Origin of the sequence: Pseudorhizobium xiangyangii (genome assembly GCF_020531965.1) — a bacterium.
In the GTDB taxonomy this organism is placed as follows: domain Bacteria; phylum Pseudomonadota; class Alphaproteobacteria; order Rhizobiales; family Rhizobiaceae; genus Neorhizobium; species Neorhizobium xiangyangii.
Map to the genome: position 1 here is coordinate 100,625 of NZ_JAJAWH010000016.1, position 16,475 is coordinate 117,099.

Below are 16,475 nucleotides of genomic sequence, written 5' to 3' on the forward strand. Positions count from 1 at the left end.
CGCGTTACGCACGCAGAGAGTTTAATCAGATTTTGAAAATACAACCAGAGGTTATTTTATATTTTTTAATGCAGCCAAAACGAGAATTTCCGGTCGGTCATCTATTCGGTAGGCTCGATAGAGTTCCCGGAGCGTCTTTTCCAAAAGGGGATATCCGCCGGATGTCCAACCCAAGGTCGAAATCCGCTCGATGTCCATGGGCCTCGCCGGTTGCCCTGCAGCGTCACGACGGGTCGGAACGCGCGGGAGGAGGTCGGCCGTTTTGACCACGATGTCGGAGACATTGAAGGCTCGGCCATTGATGTCTCCGATGTCGGCCTCCAGCATCAGTTGCATCGCGGACGCGACGTCACGGCCGTGCACCTCTGTGCCTGCGCGAGGAGCAATGGGGCGGCCCGCCAGATAGTCGGCGAAGAGCCCGTCCCACTTGTTGGGGCGAAGGTCGCCGTAGACGCCGGTCAAGCGCAGGCTGGCGGTCACGAAAGAGGGGCTGGCGAGTTCGGCAATTGCGCGCTCGGCGGCGAACTTGATTTCGCCATACAGCGAGCTTGGCTGGAGAACCGCATCTTCTGAAAGCAGCGCTTCGGGCGGCAGCCCGTCGTAGACGGCGCGGCTCGACAGAAAGACGGCACGACCGATGCCGGTCACCTTCGCCGTTTCGAAGAGCCTGACCGTTCCATCCAGATTGAGGCGGCGGAAGCGGGCGGGATCCCCGCCTTCGCCGCCACGGTATTTTCCGGGCAGGTGGTCGAAGGCGGCATGAACGAAGGCATCCATACCGTTGAAGGCGGAGCACTGGTCTTTGTCGGGATCGAGCGTGAGCGGCACGAAGTCGGCGGGCTTGACGAACCAGCTCGGTGGTGCCGGCGTCCTTCCGCCCACCACGATATCATATCCGGCCTGCAACAGCCCGTTGACGATATAGCGACCCACGAGGCCGGAGCCGCCGGAGACGAGAACTTTCATCGGGTGGAGCCCGGGTTGGGAAGGGCAGCAATGTCTGGAATGTCGCGTCCGTCGTGGAAGTCATGCCACAGGTCGATCAGCGGACGCAGCCGGTCCGCCTTGGGATGATCGGTCTCCCAAGGCTTCTCGTACTGGAAGTGCAGGATCGAGATGCTCTTCCAATCCCAGATGTCGGGCATGTTGAACCACACATATTGCAGCATGTTCATAAACACCGGCAGGCCGTGCCAGTCGGGAAAGAACGTCTGGAGGAATGTCTGGTCGGTGCGTTGCCAGAAGGCATCCGGCTGGTCGAGGCGGTCCAGCATCTGCGTGAATGTCTGGAGCGACGGCTTGGCAACGAAAACGCCGGAGTTCAGCCGATGGAAATCGGCAAGGCTTTCGTAGACGTTCGGCGCGGCGGCAAATTCCGGATAGTCGAACAGTTTGTCGACGTTGCGCAGCACCAAGGCGTCCGCGTCGATAAACGCACAGGTCCGGTATTCCGTAAGCTGCCAGAGCCGTAGCTTGCAGAAGTTGTCGAGCGGCGTGTGGAAGTCCGGCTTGCGGCCCTTCGTGAAGGGGGCGGCGCCATGGATGTTCTTGCGCGCGTGGCGCTCGTTGAATGCATCGGAGAGCGGCAGATGCTCTACCTCCACCAGACGGCAGCCGAGGCCGGCCAGAGGTGCAAGGGCGTCCACCGCCACCCCGCCAGTATGAAGCACGACGATGTCGGCCCTGCTGCCGGTGTGGTTGATGGAGCGGGCAAGCGCTGCCGCGCCCATGGCGTAGTCCGCATTGGTGACCAGCGTCACGAATGCCCTGTCGCTACGAGCAGGGGAGGCGGTGCGGATGCCATGCGCGCTGGCGGAGGGGGCCATCAGGAGACTGACTTCAGCCGCAGGCCTTCCGGATCGTGCTCGACCTTGGCGGCGATATCCTTGGTCCAGGCGGAGACGGCCGGAACGCGCGAGCGATCGACGCGATAGGCGAATTTCTTCGCAACGTCGACGATCTCGTCAAGCAGGCCTTCGCCCAAGGTCGTTGGCTGCAGTCCCAGGCCGAGGAATTTCTCGTTCTTCACCACGAGGTCGTTTTCGGGCGCTTCCTTGCGCGGGTTGGGAAGCCAGGCGATCTGCGCACCGGTCATTTTCGAAATCATCTCGGCCAGATCGCGAATGCGGTGCGTCTCGGTCATCTGGTTGAAGATCTCGACGCGGCCACCACGGGCCGGCGGATTGTTGAGCGCGATTTCGATGCAGCGCACCGAATCCTGGATGTGGATGAAGGCGCGTGTCTGGCCGCCCGTGCCGTGGACCGTGAGGGGATAGCCGATTGCCGCCTGGATGAGGAAGCGGTTCAGCACGGTGCCGTAGTCGCCGTCATAGTCGAAGCGGTTGACCAATTGTGCATGGCGGCGGGTCTGTTCCGTGTGCGTGCCCCAGACGATGCCCTGGTGCAGGTCGGTGATCCGCAGGCCATCGTTCTTGGCGTAGAAGGCGAAAAGCTGCTGATCCAGGCACTTGGTCATGTGGTAGATCGAGCCGGGATTGCTGGGGTAGAGGATGTCCTGGGAAACCGTCCGCCCGTCCATAGTCTCTATACCGACCGGCAGGTAGCCTTCCGGGATCGCGGCACCAACTGTCGAATAGCCGTAGACGCCCATCGTGCCGAGATGCAGGAGGTGCGCGTCGAGATCGAGCTCCACCATGGCGTTCAGCAGGTTATGGGTGGCGTTGACATTGTTGTTTACGGTGTAGTTCTTGTGCCGGTCGCTCTTCATCGAATAGGGAGCGGCGCGCTGTTCCGCGAAATGAATGATGGCATCCGGCCGGTGCCTGGCAAGCCAGCCCTTCAGCAGTTCGTAATCCTTGGCGAGGTCGATCAGGTGAAAATGGATCCGGCGACCGGTTTCGGCATGCCAGACGCGGGTCCGTTCCTGGATCGAGTCCATCGGGGTCAGCGACTGCACGCCCAGTTCAGTATCGATCCAGCGGCGCGACAGATTGTCGAGGATATGGATCTCGTGGCCCGCGTCCGAAAGGTGAAGGGACGTAGGCCAGCCAACGAAACCGTCGCCGCCGAGGATTGCTATCTTCATGGATCAACTCCGCTGGTTGTCAGGCCCGGTTTCCTGATAGGGAAACTATGTGACAAGAAGACAATAGCGCAGGGCCGTTCCTCTGCCACGCGGTGATTGAGTACAATCCACTAAGGCATGACGATGACGAACGAGAATTTTCTTCTATCCGGTGAGTTGGTGGAAAGCGGGCACCGGCTGGTGCAGCGGGTCTATTACGAAGACACGGACTTCTCCGGCCTCGTGTATCACGCCCGCTACCTGCATTTTCTGGAACGGGGCCGGACAGATTATCTGCGCTGCCTTGGCTGCCAGCAGAGCGATCTCCTCATCGCGGATGAGGAAGGATTGGTCTTCGTCGTTCACCGCATGGAGATCGATTTCAAGACCCCGGCCAGAATGGACGACGTACTGACGATCCTGACGGGGACGGAGAAAGCCGGAGGCGCCAAGATGGTGCTGAGCCAGGAGATCCGCCGGGGCGATACGCTGCTGATTGCAGCAAAGGTGGTGATCGCCGTCATCAACAAGAACGGCCGTCCGCGCCGCCTGCCGGAGGCGATCGCGGAAAAGTTTCTGGGGCATCCTGCGGCACAGACTGAAGGCCCTTCGTCGTAACGCATTATTAACGATAATGATGTCTTACTGATACGCGAGGAAATTGTGCGATGCACGCCTTCCTTTGACCAAAATTGACAGCGAGAAGCCATGCTGAAAGCTCAGGGCACCTTGGGGTAAGCGCAACCAGCGGCCATGGAATATCGCGAGAGCGCTTTTGAACCCGCCCGGTCCCGTGCCGGGCGTTTGGATTCGGGGATATTGGATAGATGGAAGAGGTAGGTTTGGCTGCAGCGGCCCACGACGTCAGTCTTTGGGCGTTGTTCATGCAGGCTGGTTTGATCGTCAAACTGGTCATGATCGGTTTGCTGGGTGCGTCGGTCTGGACCTGGGCGATCGTTATCGACAAATATGTCGCCTTCGGAAAGGCCAAGCGCCAGTTCGATCAGTTCGAACAGGTTTTCTGGTCAGGGCAGTCGCTCGAAGAACTGTATCGCACTCTTGCCGAGCGCCAGAACGGCGGCCTTGCGGCGATCTTCGTTGCTGCAATGCGCGAGTGGAAGAAGAGCTTCGAGCGTGGTGCACGGTCACCGATCGGCCTGCAGATGCGTATCGACCGGGCCATGGAAGTGACCATGGGCCGCGAGGCGGAAACCTACGAATCGCGTCTCGGCTCGCTGGCCACCATCGGTTCGGCCGGTCCGTTCATCGGTCTTTTCGGTACCGTCATCGGCATCATGACATCGTTCCAGGCGATTGCCGGTTCGAAATCCACCAATCTTGCCGTCGTGGCACCGGGTATCGCGGAAGCATTGCTTGCGACTGCGATCGGCCTTGTCGCCGCTATTCCGGCGGTTATTGCCTACAACAAATTCACTGCCGATGCCGGCAAGCTGCAGGCGCGCATGGAAGCCTTCGCCGACGAATTCTCCGCGATCCTGTCGCGGCAGATCGACGAGAAGCTGCAACCGCGTCAGGCGGCGCAATAAGTAGGTTCAGAAGGAGCCAGTCCGATGGGTATGTCTGGAGGAGCCAAGAGTGGCGGCGGGGGCCGCAGGCGGCGCGGCCGCAGGAACGGCCCTGTCAGCGAGATCAACGTGACGCCGCTCGTCGACGTCATGCTCGTGCTCCTGATCATCTTCATGGTCGCGGCGCCGATGATGACTGTCGGCGTGCCGATCGACCTGCCGGAAACGCAGGCGAGTGCGATGAATGCCGACACGCAGCCGATCACGATCTCGGTCAACCCGGCGGGCGAAATCTATCTGCAGGAAACTGCAATCAACGTCGACGAGGTCGTGCCGAAACTCGAGGCAATCGCGACCACCGGTTACAACGAACGCATTTATGTCCGTGGCGATACAACCGCAGCCTACGGCGTGGTGATGAAGGTCATGGCACGCATTTCCGCAGCCGGGTTCAAGAACATCGGCCTTGTGACGTTGCAAGAACAGGAGCAGTGATCAGGTCGCGATGAAGGGCAGTCTTGGGACATCGCTGGTTGTTCATTCCATGTTGCTCGGCTTTGCCCTCGTTTCGCTGGGCTCGCCGGCCTCTTTCGACGTGGCCGATGTCGAGGCGCTGCCGGTCGACATCATTCCCGTCGAATCCATCACCCAGATCCAGCAGGGTGACAAGAAGGCACCGATGGCCGAGAAATCCGCGCCGGTGCCGACAGCCAAGCCCAATATCGTCGAGAACGCCGAGAATGCCGGCGACAACGACGTCGATCTGAAGGCGCCGCCGACACCTTCCAAGCGTCCGGTCGAGACCGAAGTCGCCGCCGCGCCAGAGAAGACCGACAATCCACTTCCGAACCCGACGACCGAGACCAACGAGGTCAAGGAAATCGTGCCGGAGGAAACGGCGCCAAAGCCCACCGAAGTGGCCGCGCTTCCGGAAGCAAAGCCCGAAGTCGCGCCGAAGCCGACCCCTGAGCCGACGCCGGAACCGGCACCGGAGGAAGCGGTCGCCGACGACATTCCCCTTCCGAGTTCCGTTCCGGTTCCCGCCGCACGCCCGAAGCCCGAGCCTCCGAAAGAGCAGGCCAAGCCTGCGGAAAAGCCGGCTGAAAAGAAGCCGGAAACGCCGAAGGCTGCCGAGAAGCCGAGCGACAAGAAGGTTGCCGACAAGAAGCAGGAGACCGCCAAGTCCACCTCTTCCAAGGAGAGCGACTTCAACGCCGACGAGATTGCAGCGCTCCTCAACAAGCAGGACGCCGCCGGCGGTGGCGCCAAGCGTTCGACGGAGACGGCCGCCCTGGGCGGCAAGAAGACAACCAGTGGCTCGACGCTCAGTCAGAGCGAGATGGACGCGCTTCGCGGCCAGATCCAGAACAACTGGTCGATCATCGCCGGCATCGAAGGTGCCGACGGCGTGATCATTACAGTTACGATGAAACTTGACGAAACCGGCGCGATCATAGGCCGCCCGGAAGTCACAGCCTCGGGCGGTTCTCCCACCGCCCGGCGCACTCTCGAGGGTAGCGCACTGCGAGCCGTCATGCGCTCGGCGCCGTTCAAGAACCTCCCCGTCGACAAATACGATGCCTGGAACGAGGTTGTCGTGAACTTCGACCCCAGCGAAATGCTTTAAGAGCTGAAAGGCTGAACACTATGATGAAACGCACTTTCATCCGCCTGATGATCGCGTTCGCGGGCATGACAATGATGTTTGCTCCGGCCCACGCGGTGGTGGAGATCAACATCAACAAGGGTAATGTCGAGCCGCTGCCGATCGCAGTGACGGACTTTATCTCCGGCAACGAGCTTGGGGCACAGATCAGCCAGGTCATCGCTGCCGATCTGCAGCGCTCTGGCCTGTTCGCACCGGTGGATAAGGGCGCCTTCATCGAGAAGATCGCCAACCCGGATCAGCAGCCTCGTTTCGAGGACTGGAAGGTCATCAATGCGCAGGCGCTGGTGACCGGTCGGGTTACCCGCGAAAGCGACGGCCGCCTTCGCGCCGAGTTCCGTCTGTGGGATACGTTCGCGGGCCAGCAGATGACCGGCCAGCAGTTCTTCACGCAGCCGGAGAACTGGCGCCGCGTCGCTCACATCATCGCCGATGCGATCTACGAGCGCGTCACCGGTGAAAAGGGCTACTTCGATACCCGCGTCGTGTTCGTTTCCGAAAGCGGACCGAAGACTGCGCGCCAGCGCCAGCTCGCGATCATGGATCAGGATGGTTTCAATGTCCGTCAGCTGACCAACAGCAAGGACATCGTCCTGACGCCACGCTTCTCGCCCAGCCGGCAGGAAGTCACCTACATGTCCTTCGAGGGCAATCAGCCGCGCGTCTACCTGCTTCAGCTGGAGACAGGACAGCGTGAAGTCGTCGGCAACTTCCCCGGCATGACGTTTGCTCCCCGCTTTTCGCCTGATGGCCAGAAGGTTATCATGAGCCTGCAGCAGGAAGGAAACTCCAATATCTACACGATGGACCTGCGCTCGCGCACGACGACGCGCCTGACCAATACTGCGGCCATCGATACCTCGCCGTCCTATTCGCCGGATGGCGCGCGGATCGTCTTCGAAAGCGACCGCGGCGGGCGCCAACAGCTCTACGTGATGGGCGCAGACGGCTCCGGCCAGACGCGTATCTCCTTCGGCGACGGTTCATACTCGACGCCGGTCTGGTCGCCGCGCGGCGACCTTATCGCCTTCACCAAACAGTCGGGCGGCAAGTTTTCGATCGGCGTCATGAAGCCCGACGGATCCGGCGAGCGCATCCTGACGACAGGTTTCCACAACGAAGGCCCCACCTGGGCTCCGAACGGCCGCGTGCTGATGTTCTTCCGTCAGAATGCTGGTGCAGGCGGACCGCAGCTCTACTCGATCGACCTGACCGGCTACAACGAGCAGGCGATCAAGACACCCGCGTTCGCTTCGGACCCGGCCTGGTCACCGCTGCTTGAATAATGGCGGAATGAGGGAAGGGGCGGTTTTCCGCCTCTTTGCCGCCCCAATCTCCTGAAAAGGAGCGGTTTAAGGGACGCCGAATCGGAGATTAACCATACGCATTTGGATATGGTTAACCGAAACGGGTTAGAGTCTGGCAACTCTATTCTTTGATCTTAAGGAGAGACCGGCTATGAGCCGCATTCATACACCGGCGATAAGCCGTATGCAGACCCTCGCTCGCAACCCGGCTGTCATCGCCTTGACGCTTGCGCTTGCGCTCGCTGGTTGCGCCAACAAGAAAAACTTGCCGAACAATGCCGGCGAACTTGGCCTTGGTGGCGCCGGTGGAGCAGCAACCCCGGGCTCCGCCCAGGACTTCACCGTCAATGTCGGCGACCGCATCTTCTTCGATACCGACTCGACGTCTGTCCGCGCCGATGCCCAGCAGACGCTGGACCGCCAGGCTCAGTGGCTTGCTCGCTATCCGAATTATGCCATCACCATCGAAGGTCATGCCGACGAACGCGGCACGCGCGAATACAACCTTGCGCTCGGTGCCCGCCGCGCTGCTTCCACCAAGGAATACCTCGCTTCACGCGGCGTTCCGGCCAACCGCATGACGACCATCTCCTTCGGCAAGGAAAAGCCGGTTGCTGTTTGCGACGACATTTCCTGCTGGTCGCAGAACCGCCGTGCAGTCACGGTCCTCGGCGGCGCCAGCATGTAATTCCGGTCGCCCGGAAACGATATCGTGAAGGCGGTCCAGCGGGCCGCCTTTTCTTTTTCCATAGTTTGGCCGAACTTCGGATCATTTTAGAGGTTCGACTTGGTTGCTTTTTGGCGCGGATTGGCAAAATCTCCAGCGGCGTCAAATCGGCGCGGATCAGAGCAGGACGGACGATATGAAGAAACTTGTCTTGGCAGCAATGCTAGGGCTGATGGTTACGAGCGGGTCCGCAGGGGCGTTTTCGTTGCCGAAACTCTTTCAGGGAAATACGCAGGCTTCGCAGCAGCGGCAGAGCACAGAAGCTCCGCTGGTGTTGGCGCAGGCCAACGATGCGTCGATCCGTGTGCAGCAGCTGGAAGAGACGATCAGGCAGCTTAACGGTCGCATCGAGGAAATGAGTTTCCAGCTTCTGCAGATGCAGGAACAGATGCGAAAGACCCAGGAAGACAACGAATTCCGCTTCCAAGAACTTGAAAAGAGCGACAACGGAGCGGCCGGGAAACCGGCCGTTGCCTCTTCCAGACCTGATGCCACCAGACCTGATGCCGGCAACACCCCGGAAGGACCGGCCGACGACGTGGCCGGCATCATCGGAACGCAACCCGGCCCAGCTGATGGCACCGGTCCCGCGCCCACGGGCACCACCGGCGCGCCTGAGACTGTTCTCGGCTCTATCGATTTTGATCAGAGCGGCAATCCGCGCACTGCCAGCCGCAACGAAAATGCCGACAATTCCTCAGGTCTGCCTGGCGTGGATACCGGATCCAGACCGCAGGCGCAGACACCGGCCGGCGCTCCCGAGCAGACAGCGTCGCTCGGAAGCGAGAGCGACGTCTACCAGGTCGCCTATAACCACGTCCTCTCCGGCGACTATGCGCAGGCCGAACAGGAATTCACGCAGTACCTCGCGGACTTCCCTGAAGGTTCACGCGCGGCAGATGCTAGCTTCTGGCTTGGCGAAGCGCAGTATTCGCAAGGCAAGTTCAACGAATCCGCCAAGACTTTCCTCAATGCCCACAAGACCTATGGCAAATCGGCCAAGGCACCGGAGATCCTTCTGAAGCTCGGCATGTCGCTCGCAGCTCTCGATAATTCCGAAACGGCCTGCGCCACGCTGGGTGAGGTGGCGAAGCGCTATCCCAAGGCGCCGCGTGCGGTACTCTCGAAGGTTTCCTCCGAGCAGAAGCGTCTGCGCTGCTGATCCGGCGCGCCGTGGTCACCGCCGATCCATTTTCAATTCCGCCTGATGAGGCTGTCTCCCGTCTGCTGGCGCGATTGCCAAGGCCGGCAAGGCTGCTGGTCGCCGTATCCGGTGGCAGCGATTCGATCGGGCTGCTTCAGGCGCTTGCCAATGGCAGGCAGGACGGCATCGAGCTGTTTGCTGCGACCGTCGATCACCGATTGAGGCCGGAGTCCGCCGGCGAGGCGCTTCACGTTGCCGATATCTGCCGGGGTGTAGGCATTCCCCATGTGATCAGGAACTGGGAGGGTGACAAACCCTCTTCCGGTATTGCCGCCGCCGCTCGTGAGGCCCGCTATCGCCTGCTCTGCGAAGCGGCAGACGAAGTCGGCGCTACCGCAATCCTCACCGGCCATACGATGGACGACCAGGTCGAGACCGTGACGATGCGTGCCGCGCGCAACAGTCAGCCGGATACGCCGGGTCTTGCAGGGATGGCCGAGGCCGTGCTGCTGCACCGCCGCCATTGGTTGTTGCGGCCTTTGCTGCGAACCCGACGTGCGGATGTCCGCAGCTTTCTTCAGTCTCTTGGCCGTGGATGGATCGACGATCCGTCGAATGTCGATATCCGCTCGGAGCGTGCGCGCACCCGGCAAAATCTTGGTGGGGAGGCTGTTTCCCTCGCCGCAATCGATGCCGCCGCAAGCCAACGCGCGGCAATCTCCGAAGCGGCGGCACGATTGCTTTCCATGCACGCGCAGGTCCACCACTCTGTATTAATGCATATCGACGCCGATGCCTTTCGCGCCGATCCGATGGTCCTCCGCTATCTCCTGTCCGTATCCGCAGCGGTTCTTGGCGGACGGGAACAGGGGCTGGCGGCAGACAATCTCCAGCGGGTCCTGTCCTTTTGCCTTAGCGGAGAGCCGGGACGAATGACCGCGGGCAGGGTGGTTTTCGACAGTCGCCGTAACGGTCTTTATCTCTGCCGGGAAAGGAGGGGTATCCCGGCATTGCAGGTTGCGCCATGCGAAACGGCGATCTGGGACGGGCGCTTCCGTGTCGCCAACACAAGCAATGGGGCCGTCTCGTTGTTGCCGGTCGAGACGACCCGGCAAGAGGCGATCGAGCAATTTCCTGCAGTGCCTGCATCGGTCGCACTGCGCGCGTCACAGGTAATGCCTTACCCAGTCCTTGCCGGAGGAGAGCAAGGTTTTTCCTGTAAGCCTATCCTCGCGCCATTCGACCGCTTTTTGCCGCAGTTCGACCTTACGTTCGCGGCTACGCTTGCGAAACTCTTCGGATGCGACGGCTTTCCGACTACGCCCTTCGGAGATTCCATACGGAAAAGGTAACCAGTGCGCTCGCTTTGCCTTGGCAAGGGCATGGTGCAACCCTATGTTAGCCCCAGCAAGGCTGGCTTTCGGGCTTGCCATATAGTTCCGGGGAGTTCGATGAACCCAAACTTTCGAAATTTCGCCCTCTGGGCGATCATAGCGCTTCTGTTGATCGCGTTGTTCAGCATGTTCCAAACGGCGCCATCACAGACAAGCTCGCGTGAGATTCCGTATTCGCAGTTCCTCAGCGACGTGGACTCCGGCCGCGTCCGCGAGGTCGTGGTTACCGGCAATCGCGTGGCGGGCACCTATGGCGAAAACGGCGCCGGGTTCCAGACCTACTCTCCTGTCATCGACGATACGCTCATGGAGCGTCTCCAGTCGAAGAACGTCACCATTGTTGCCCGGCCGGAAACGGATGGGTCGTCCGGCTTCCTGAGCTATCTCGGTACGCTGCTGCCGATGCTGTTGATCCTCGGCGTCTGGCTGTTCTTCATGCGGCAGATGCAGGGCGGTTCGCGTGGAGCGATGGGCTTCGGCAAGTCCAAGGCCAAGCTTCTGACCGAAGCGCATGGCCGCGTGACCTTCGAGGACGTCGCCGGCGTCGATGAAGCCAAGCAGGATCTCGAGGAAATCGTTGAATTCCTTCGCGACCCGCAGAAATTCCAGCGTCTCGGCGGTCGTATTCCGCGCGGCGTGTTGCTCGTAGGGCCTCCAGGAACTGGTAAGACGCTTCTCGCCCGCTCGGTTGCCGGCGAAGCCAACGTGCCGTTCTTCACGATTTCCGGCTCCGATTTCGTGGAAATGTTCGTCGGCGTGGGCGCAAGCCGTGTCCGTGACATGTTCGAGCAGGCGAAGAAGAATGCACCGTGCATCATCTTCATCGACGAAATCGACGCCGTCGGCCGCCATCGTGGCGCCGGTCTCGGCGGCGGCAACGACGAGCGCGAGCAGACGCTCAACCAGCTGCTGGTCGAGATGGACGGTTTCGAGGCAAACGAAGGCATCATCCTGATTGCCGCGACCAACCGTCCCGACGTTCTTGATCCGGCGCTGCTGCGTCCCGGCCGTTTCGACCGTCAGGTCGTCGTCCCGAACCCGGATATCGTCGGTCGCGAGCGGATCCTCAAGGTTCACGTCCGCAACGTACCGCTTGCGCCGAATGTCGATCTCAAGATCCTGGCTCGTGGCACACCCGGCTTCTCCGGTGCGGATCTCATGAACCTCGTCAACGAATCCGCCCTGATGGCAGCGCGCCGCAACAAGCGCCTCGTCACCATGCAGGAATTCGAGGACGCCAAGGACAAGATCATGATGGGTGCCGAGCGCCGCTCGTCCGCCATGACCGAGGCCGAGAAAAAGCTCACCGCCTATCACGAGGCCGGACACGCGATTACCGCGTTGAAGGTCGCCGTTGCCGATCCCCTGCACAAGGCCACCATTATTCCGCGTGGTCGTGCGCTCGGCATGGTCATGCAGCTCCCCGAAGGCGATCGTTATTCGATGAGCTACAAGTGGATGGTGTCGCGCCTGACCATCATGATGGGCGGCCGTATTGCCGAAGAACTGACCTTCGGCAAGGAGAACATCACCTCGGGAGCGTCCTCCGATATCGAGCAAGCCACCAAGCTTGCCCGGGCCATGGTAACGCAGTGGGGCTTCTCCGACGTGCTCGGCCAGGTTGCCTATGGTGAAAACCAGCAGGAAATCTTCCTCGGTCATTCCGTATCGCAGTCGAAGAACGTCTCTGAAGCCACGGCTCAGAAGATCGACAGCGAAGTACGCCGTCTGATCGAAGAGGCCTACACCGAGGCACGCGAGATCCTCACCAAGTACCATGACGAGTTCGTGGCAATTGCCGAAGGGCTGCTCGAATACGAGACTCTGTCGGGCGACGAGATCAAGGCGCTTATCAAGGGGCAGAAGCCGTCGCGCGATCAGGGTGACGATACTGCGCCGGCCCGTGGTTCGGCTGTTCCGAGCGCCGGCGCCAAGAAGGACGAGCCGAAGGGCGGAGAGCCCGAGGGCGGGCTTGAGCCCCAGCCTCACTGACATTCTCTCGATAGCTGTGGATGAAGGGCTGCCCCCAAGGGCAGCCCTTTTTCTTGGTAACGGGATGTAATCGATTTTGACGCTAATTTACGTGTCAGTTTGCGGAGAATGTGGCATGACCGCAGCCACCTGGATGGTGTTGAGCCATGCAGAGGCCGTGGCAAGCGCCGCGAAGACGCGCCGCCCGGGAGCGGTGACGAAGGAGTATTTATGACACGCCGTTATTTTGGCACCGATGGAATTCGGGGGCATTCGAACGTATTTCCGATGACGCCAGACCTGGCGATGCGGGTCGGGATCGCAGTCGGAACGATCTTTCGCAACGGTAACCACCGACACCGGGTCGTCATCGGCAAGGACACGCGGCTTTCCGGCTACATGCTGGAAAATGCGATGGTGGCCGGGTTTACGGCAGCCGGACTGGATGCCTTTGTTCTGGGTCCGATCCCGACGCCGGCCGTCGCCATGCTGACACGCTCGTTGCGCGCGGATGTGGGCGTGATGATCTCCGCCTCCCACAACCCCTATCAGGACAACGGCATCAAGCTTTTCGGTCCCGATGGCTACAAGCTTTCCGACGAGCTCGAGACCCAGATCGAGGATCTCATCGAACAGGACCTCGCGGCCCAGCTCGCCAAGGCGAGTGACATTGGCCGTGCCAAGCGTATCGACGGTGTTCACGACCGGTATATCGAGCACGCAAAGCGGACGCTGCCCCGCGATGTAACCCTTCAGGGTCTTCGGATCGCCATCGATTGCGCCAACGGGGCAGCCTATAGGGTTGCGCCTGCCGTTCTTTGGGAGCTGGGCGCCGATGTCGTCACCATTGGCAATGAACCCGACGGCCAGAACATCAATCTCGATTGCGGCTCGACCAGCCCGGAAGCCCTCCAGAGGAAGGTTCACGAGGTTCGCGCGGACATCGGTATCGCCCTCGACGGGGACGCCGATCGCGTCATCATCGTCGACGAGACCGGTGCGGTCGTTGACGGTGACCAGCTGATGGCGGTCATCGCGGAAAGCTGGCTGGCAGACGGCAGGCTGAAGGGTGACGGTATCGTCGCTACGGTCATGTCCAACCTCGGACTGGAGCGGTTCCTTTCCTCCAAGGGCCTGGGGCTGGCGCGCACCAAGGTCGGCGACCGCTATGTGGTCGAGCATATGCGCAATCACGATTTCAATATCGGTGGAGAGCAGTCCGGCCACATCGTGCTGTCAGATCATGGTACGACCGGCGACGGTCTCGTTGCAGCGCTGCAGGTGCTTGCGCGGGTCAAGAAGCTCGGCTGTCCGGTCAGCGAGTTGTGCCGCCGGTTCGAGCCGGTGCCGCAGTTGCTCCGCAACGTCCGTTTCTCCGGTGGCAAGCCGCTTGAAGACATCATCGTGCAGCAGGCAATCGCCGATGCAGAGGCGGAGCTGGCCGGCAAGGGCAGGCTGGTAATCCGCCCCTCTGGCACAGAACCGTTGATCCGGGTCATGGCGGAAGGTGACGACCAGGGCCAGGTCGAACGGATCGTAAACGGGCTCGTTGGCGTGATTGCGGACGTCAAGAACGTCGCTTGAACAAGCAATGGATTTCGCAAAAGAAAAGGCCGGCCAAGTAGCCGGCCTTTTCTTTTGCGTGCGGGATGACGCGTGGGCCACCGGCCCCGGAAATGTCGCCGTTTTTCCGCATGTGGTGATGTGGTAATCTAAACAAGGTTAATATTAGCCGTCTGAAGTATAACGTCTTTTCGGCGTTTTAATCGGCAATTAACTATCATCTTTCATAGTGGCTCTGATGAATTGCCGGCTTGTGCGGCTAGTGCGGATATTGGAGTTCTATGATGAAAACCCTGGTGATCGGCATGACGGTCGCACTTCTGGCGACGTCTGCGACGGCTGCCGATCTTTATCTTGATCCGGCCCCGGAAATTTCCGTTACGGACCCCTTTGGTGGATGGTACCTGCGCGGACACCTGGGAATGAGCAACCAGCGTCTCGGCAAGCTGTCCCACCCGGGCTATGCCATCGTTGACAGCCACGAGTTCCTCGATGCTGGCGGCTTTGACAGCGCTCCTATCGGCGGCGTCGGTGTCGGTTATCAGTTCAACGAGTGGCTCCGGACGGATGCCTTCGTCGAATACCGCGGCAAGGCGGATTTTTCGGCCCTCGACCGCTACTGGGACGGTGCCGTGTGGAGACCCAACGAATACGACGCCAAGAAGTCCGAGTGGCTGATCATGGCCAATGTCTATGTCGATCTCGGTGACTACCACGGGATCGTTCCCTATGTCGGCGCGGGTGTCGGCGCATCGCGCAACACCATCTCGAATTTCACCGATGTGGACGTTTCACGCCCGGCCGTCGCCTATGCCGGCTCGGATCCGCAGTGGAATCTCGCCTGGGCGCTGCATGCCGGCCTCGGTTATCAGGTAAACGACCGCCTCACCGTCGATTTCGGCTACAGCTACCTGAACCTGGGCGATGCGAAGACGGGTACGATCAATACCTTCGACGGATCTGCCGTGGAACCGGCAGCGATGAAGTTCAAGGACATCACATCGCACGACTTCAAGGTCGGCCTGCGCTATTCCCTGCAATAAGCATATCAGACCTCCAGAAACTAAAAGGCGCCCCCGAGGCGCCTTCTTTTTTGGTCAGGGGTTAACAGACATGCTTAACGGTCGGTTAACCCGGGCCCGGCATAGTTAACGGGAAACGTCTCATGGCTCCGTATGCCTGAGCAGGAATCCCGATGAAGCGAATTCACGTATTGATCATAGCCGCCGGAGCCGTGTGGCCGGGCGCCGAAATCGCGGCTGCGTCCGACGATGCCGTGTTGTCGAATGCTCCGGAAATCACGATCGACGGAGAAGGTGCGCAGAGCGGTTGGTACCTGCGTGGCGATGTGGGCTATGCGCCCTGGAGAAGCGCCGGTTCCCCGGAATACACGGGGGATGCAACGGGCAGGGCAAGCTTCGACGAATCGCGGTTCGGCAGGCCGCTTGCGGGAGCTCTCGGTCTTGGCTACCGGATCAACGACATGTTTCGTACGGATGTGACGGCGGAATTCTTCGCCAGCGACATGGAGGGCGACTTCGATGCCGCCCGGCCTTGCTCGGCGTCCTCTCCGGCCGGAACCACGTGCACCTACGATGGCGCGGCGGATGTGCGGGCTTACGGGTTGATGCTGAACGGCTATCTGGATATCGCGAACGTCGCGGGGTTCACGCCCTATGTCGGCGCGGGTGTCGGTGTGACACGCGTCGTCTGGGACGACTTTTCTGCCGATTCGGCCTGTATCGGTGCTGCATGTGGTGGCGGCGGCAGCGATGCCGCTTCCTTCAGCGGCAAGAGCGACTGGCGGTTCAGCTATGCGCTAATGGCCGGCGTGACCTATGCGCTTACCGACCGCGTCAAGCTGGATGTGGGCTATCGATATTCGGACATCGCCGGCGGCGCGATGTTCCGCTCCGCCGACGGGGATGCGGACGACGACGGCTTCCGACGCCACGAAGTCCGTGCAGGCATCCATATCGGCTTCTAAGGCGGCCACTTCCTTCCATGCCATCGCGTTGGCCAACCCGCGTGGCGCAACGACCGTGCCCGGAATTTTGCGTTTGCGACGTTTCTTTGCTTGACTAAGACAGATGCGAGGAATACCCACGGCGGCGGGACACCCTTCCCCAACGAAGGGCTAATTACCTGGAAG

Annotated in this window: 15 protein-coding genes; 12 read left to right on the forward strand and 3 right to left on the reverse strand. The window is 60.8% G+C overall.

Going from position 1 to position 16,475, the window contains the following annotated elements:
* Window positions 1-51: 51 nt before the first annotated feature.
* From LH464_RS15745 to LH464_RS15755, 3 genes are read right to left on the reverse strand one after another with little or no spacing between them, the layout of a single operon-like run.
* Entirely contained in the window at window positions 52-966 is a 915-nt protein-coding gene (locus tag LH464_RS15745) for an NAD-dependent epimerase/dehydratase family protein (RefSeq protein WP_226787347.1), read from the reverse strand.
* Window positions 963-1,826, reverse strand: a complete 864-nt coding sequence (locus tag LH464_RS15750; RefSeq protein WP_226787348.1) for a glycosyltransferase — start codon at window positions 1,824-1,826, stop codon at window positions 963-965. Before LH464_RS15750 ends, LH464_RS15745 begins: the two co-directional genes overlap by 4 nt.
* The gene (locus LH464_RS15755) at window positions 1,826-3,046 is read right to left on the reverse strand and encodes an NAD-dependent epimerase/dehydratase family protein (RefSeq protein ID WP_226787349.1); all 1,221 of its coding nucleotides are present in this window, start codon (window positions 3,044-3,046) and stop codon (window positions 1,826-1,828) included. The genes LH464_RS15750 and LH464_RS15755 overlap by 1 nt, the downstream gene beginning before the upstream one ends.
* 123 nt (window positions 3,047-3,169) lie before the next feature.
* Here LH464_RS15755 and ybgC point away from each other — a divergent pair, with 123 nt between their 5' ends.
* The 12 genes from ybgC (at window position 3,170) to LH464_RS15815 (ending at window position 16,310) form a co-directional block, all read left to right on the forward strand.
* Window positions 3,170-3,643: a tol-pal system-associated acyl-CoA thioesterase gene (gene ybgC / locus LH464_RS15760; protein ID WP_226787350.1), complete on the forward strand. Its 474-nt coding sequence runs from the start codon at window positions 3,170-3,172 to the stop codon at window positions 3,641-3,643.
* 209 nt (window positions 3,644-3,852) lie between these two features.
* Window positions 3,853-4,572: a protein TolQ gene (gene tolQ / locus LH464_RS15765; RefSeq protein ID WP_226787351.1), complete on the forward strand. Its 720-nt coding sequence runs from the start codon at window positions 3,853-3,855 to the stop codon at window positions 4,570-4,572.
* Between the two features lie 24 nt (window positions 4,573-4,596).
* Entirely contained in the window at window positions 4,597-5,046 is a 450-nt protein-coding gene (gene tolR, locus LH464_RS15770) for a protein TolR (protein ID WP_226787352.1), read from the forward strand.
* Between the two features lie 10 nt (window positions 5,047-5,056).
* Window positions 5,057-6,178, forward strand: a complete 1,122-nt coding sequence (locus LH464_RS15775) for a hypothetical protein (RefSeq protein ID WP_226787353.1) — start codon at window positions 5,057-5,059, stop codon at window positions 6,176-6,178.
* 20 nt (window positions 6,179-6,198) lie between these two features.
* Window positions 6,199-7,503, forward strand: coding sequence for a Tol-Pal system beta propeller repeat protein TolB (gene tolB / locus LH464_RS15780; protein WP_226787354.1), 1,305 nt, complete (start codon window positions 6,199-6,201; stop codon window positions 7,501-7,503).
* A gap of 172 nt (window positions 7,504-7,675) precedes the next feature.
* On the forward strand, window positions 7,676-8,212 hold the full coding sequence (gene pal, locus LH464_RS15785) for a peptidoglycan-associated lipoprotein Pal (protein WP_226787355.1): 537 nt from the start codon (window positions 7,676-7,678) through the stop codon (window positions 8,210-8,212).
* A 175-nt stretch (window positions 8,213-8,387) separates the two neighbouring features.
* Window positions 8,388-9,413 carry a tol-pal system protein YbgF gene (gene ybgF, locus LH464_RS15790; RefSeq protein ID WP_226787356.1) on the forward strand — a complete coding sequence of 342 codons (1,026 nt, stop codon included), beginning with the start codon at window positions 8,388-8,390 and terminating at the stop codon, window positions 9,411-9,413.
* A gap of 11 nt (window positions 9,414-9,424) precedes the next feature.
* Entirely contained in the window at window positions 9,425-10,747 is a 1,323-nt protein-coding gene (tilS, locus tag LH464_RS15795; protein ID WP_226787357.1) for a tRNA lysidine(34) synthetase TilS, read from the forward strand.
* A gap of 99 nt (window positions 10,748-10,846) precedes the next feature.
* The gene (gene ftsH / locus LH464_RS15800) at window positions 10,847-12,781 is read left to right on the forward strand and encodes an ATP-dependent zinc metalloprotease FtsH (RefSeq protein ID WP_226787358.1); all 1,935 of its coding nucleotides are present in this window, start codon (window positions 10,847-10,849) and stop codon (window positions 12,779-12,781) included.
* Window positions 12,782-12,991: 210 nt separating this feature from the next.
* Entirely contained in the window at window positions 12,992-14,344 is a 1,353-nt protein-coding gene (gene glmM / locus LH464_RS15805) for a phosphoglucosamine mutase (protein WP_226787359.1), read from the forward strand.
* A 260-nt stretch (window positions 14,345-14,604) separates the two neighbouring features.
* Window positions 14,605-15,366, forward strand: a complete 762-nt coding sequence (locus LH464_RS15810; protein ID WP_226787360.1) for an outer membrane protein — start codon at window positions 14,605-14,607, stop codon at window positions 15,364-15,366.
* A gap of 152 nt (window positions 15,367-15,518) precedes the next feature.
* On the forward strand, window positions 15,519-16,310 hold the full coding sequence (locus LH464_RS15815; RefSeq protein WP_226787361.1) for an outer membrane protein: 792 nt from the start codon (window positions 15,519-15,521) through the stop codon (window positions 16,308-16,310).
* Window positions 16,311-16,475: the final 165 nt, after the last annotated feature.

Excerpts from the sequence above, each read along its gene's own strand:
- LH464_RS15745 (WP_226787347.1), bottom strand. The coding sequence starts at position 966 with ATGAAAGTTCTCGTCTCCGGCGGCTCCGGCCTCGTGGGTCGCTATATC.
- LH464_RS15750 (WP_226787348.1), bottom strand. The coding sequence starts at position 1,826 with ATGGCCCCCTCCGCCAGCGCGCATGGCATCCGCACCGCCTCCCCTGCT.
- LH464_RS15755 (WP_226787349.1), bottom strand. The coding sequence starts at position 3,046 with ATGAAGATAGCAATCCTCGGCGGCGACGGTTTCGTTGGCTGGCCTACG.
- ybgC (WP_226787350.1), top strand. The coding sequence starts at position 3,170 with ATGACGAACGAGAATTTTCTTCTATCCGGTGAGTTGGTGGAAAGCGGG.
- tolQ (WP_226787351.1), top strand. The coding sequence starts at position 3,853 with ATGGAAGAGGTAGGTTTGGCTGCAGCGGCCCACGACGTCAGTCTTTGG.
- tolR (WP_226787352.1), top strand. The coding sequence starts at position 4,597 with ATGGGTATGTCTGGAGGAGCCAAGAGTGGCGGCGGGGGCCGCAGGCGG.
- LH464_RS15775 (WP_226787353.1), top strand. The coding sequence starts at position 5,057 with ATGAAGGGCAGTCTTGGGACATCGCTGGTTGTTCATTCCATGTTGCTC.
- tolB (WP_226787354.1), top strand. The coding sequence starts at position 6,199 with ATGATGAAACGCACTTTCATCCGCCTGATGATCGCGTTCGCGGGCATG.
- pal (WP_226787355.1), top strand. The coding sequence starts at position 7,676 with ATGAGCCGCATTCATACACCGGCGATAAGCCGTATGCAGACCCTCGCT.
- ybgF (WP_226787356.1), top strand. The coding sequence starts at position 8,388 with ATGAAGAAACTTGTCTTGGCAGCAATGCTAGGGCTGATGGTTACGAGC.
- ftsH (WP_226787358.1), top strand. The coding sequence starts at position 10,847 with ATGAACCCAAACTTTCGAAATTTCGCCCTCTGGGCGATCATAGCGCTT.
- glmM (WP_226787359.1), top strand. The coding sequence starts at position 12,992 with ATGACACGCCGTTATTTTGGCACCGATGGAATTCGGGGGCATTCGAAC.
- LH464_RS15810 (WP_226787360.1), top strand. The coding sequence starts at position 14,605 with ATGATGAAAACCCTGGTGATCGGCATGACGGTCGCACTTCTGGCGACG.
- LH464_RS15815 (WP_226787361.1), top strand. The coding sequence starts at position 15,519 with ATGAAGCGAATTCACGTATTGATCATAGCCGCCGGAGCCGTGTGGCCG.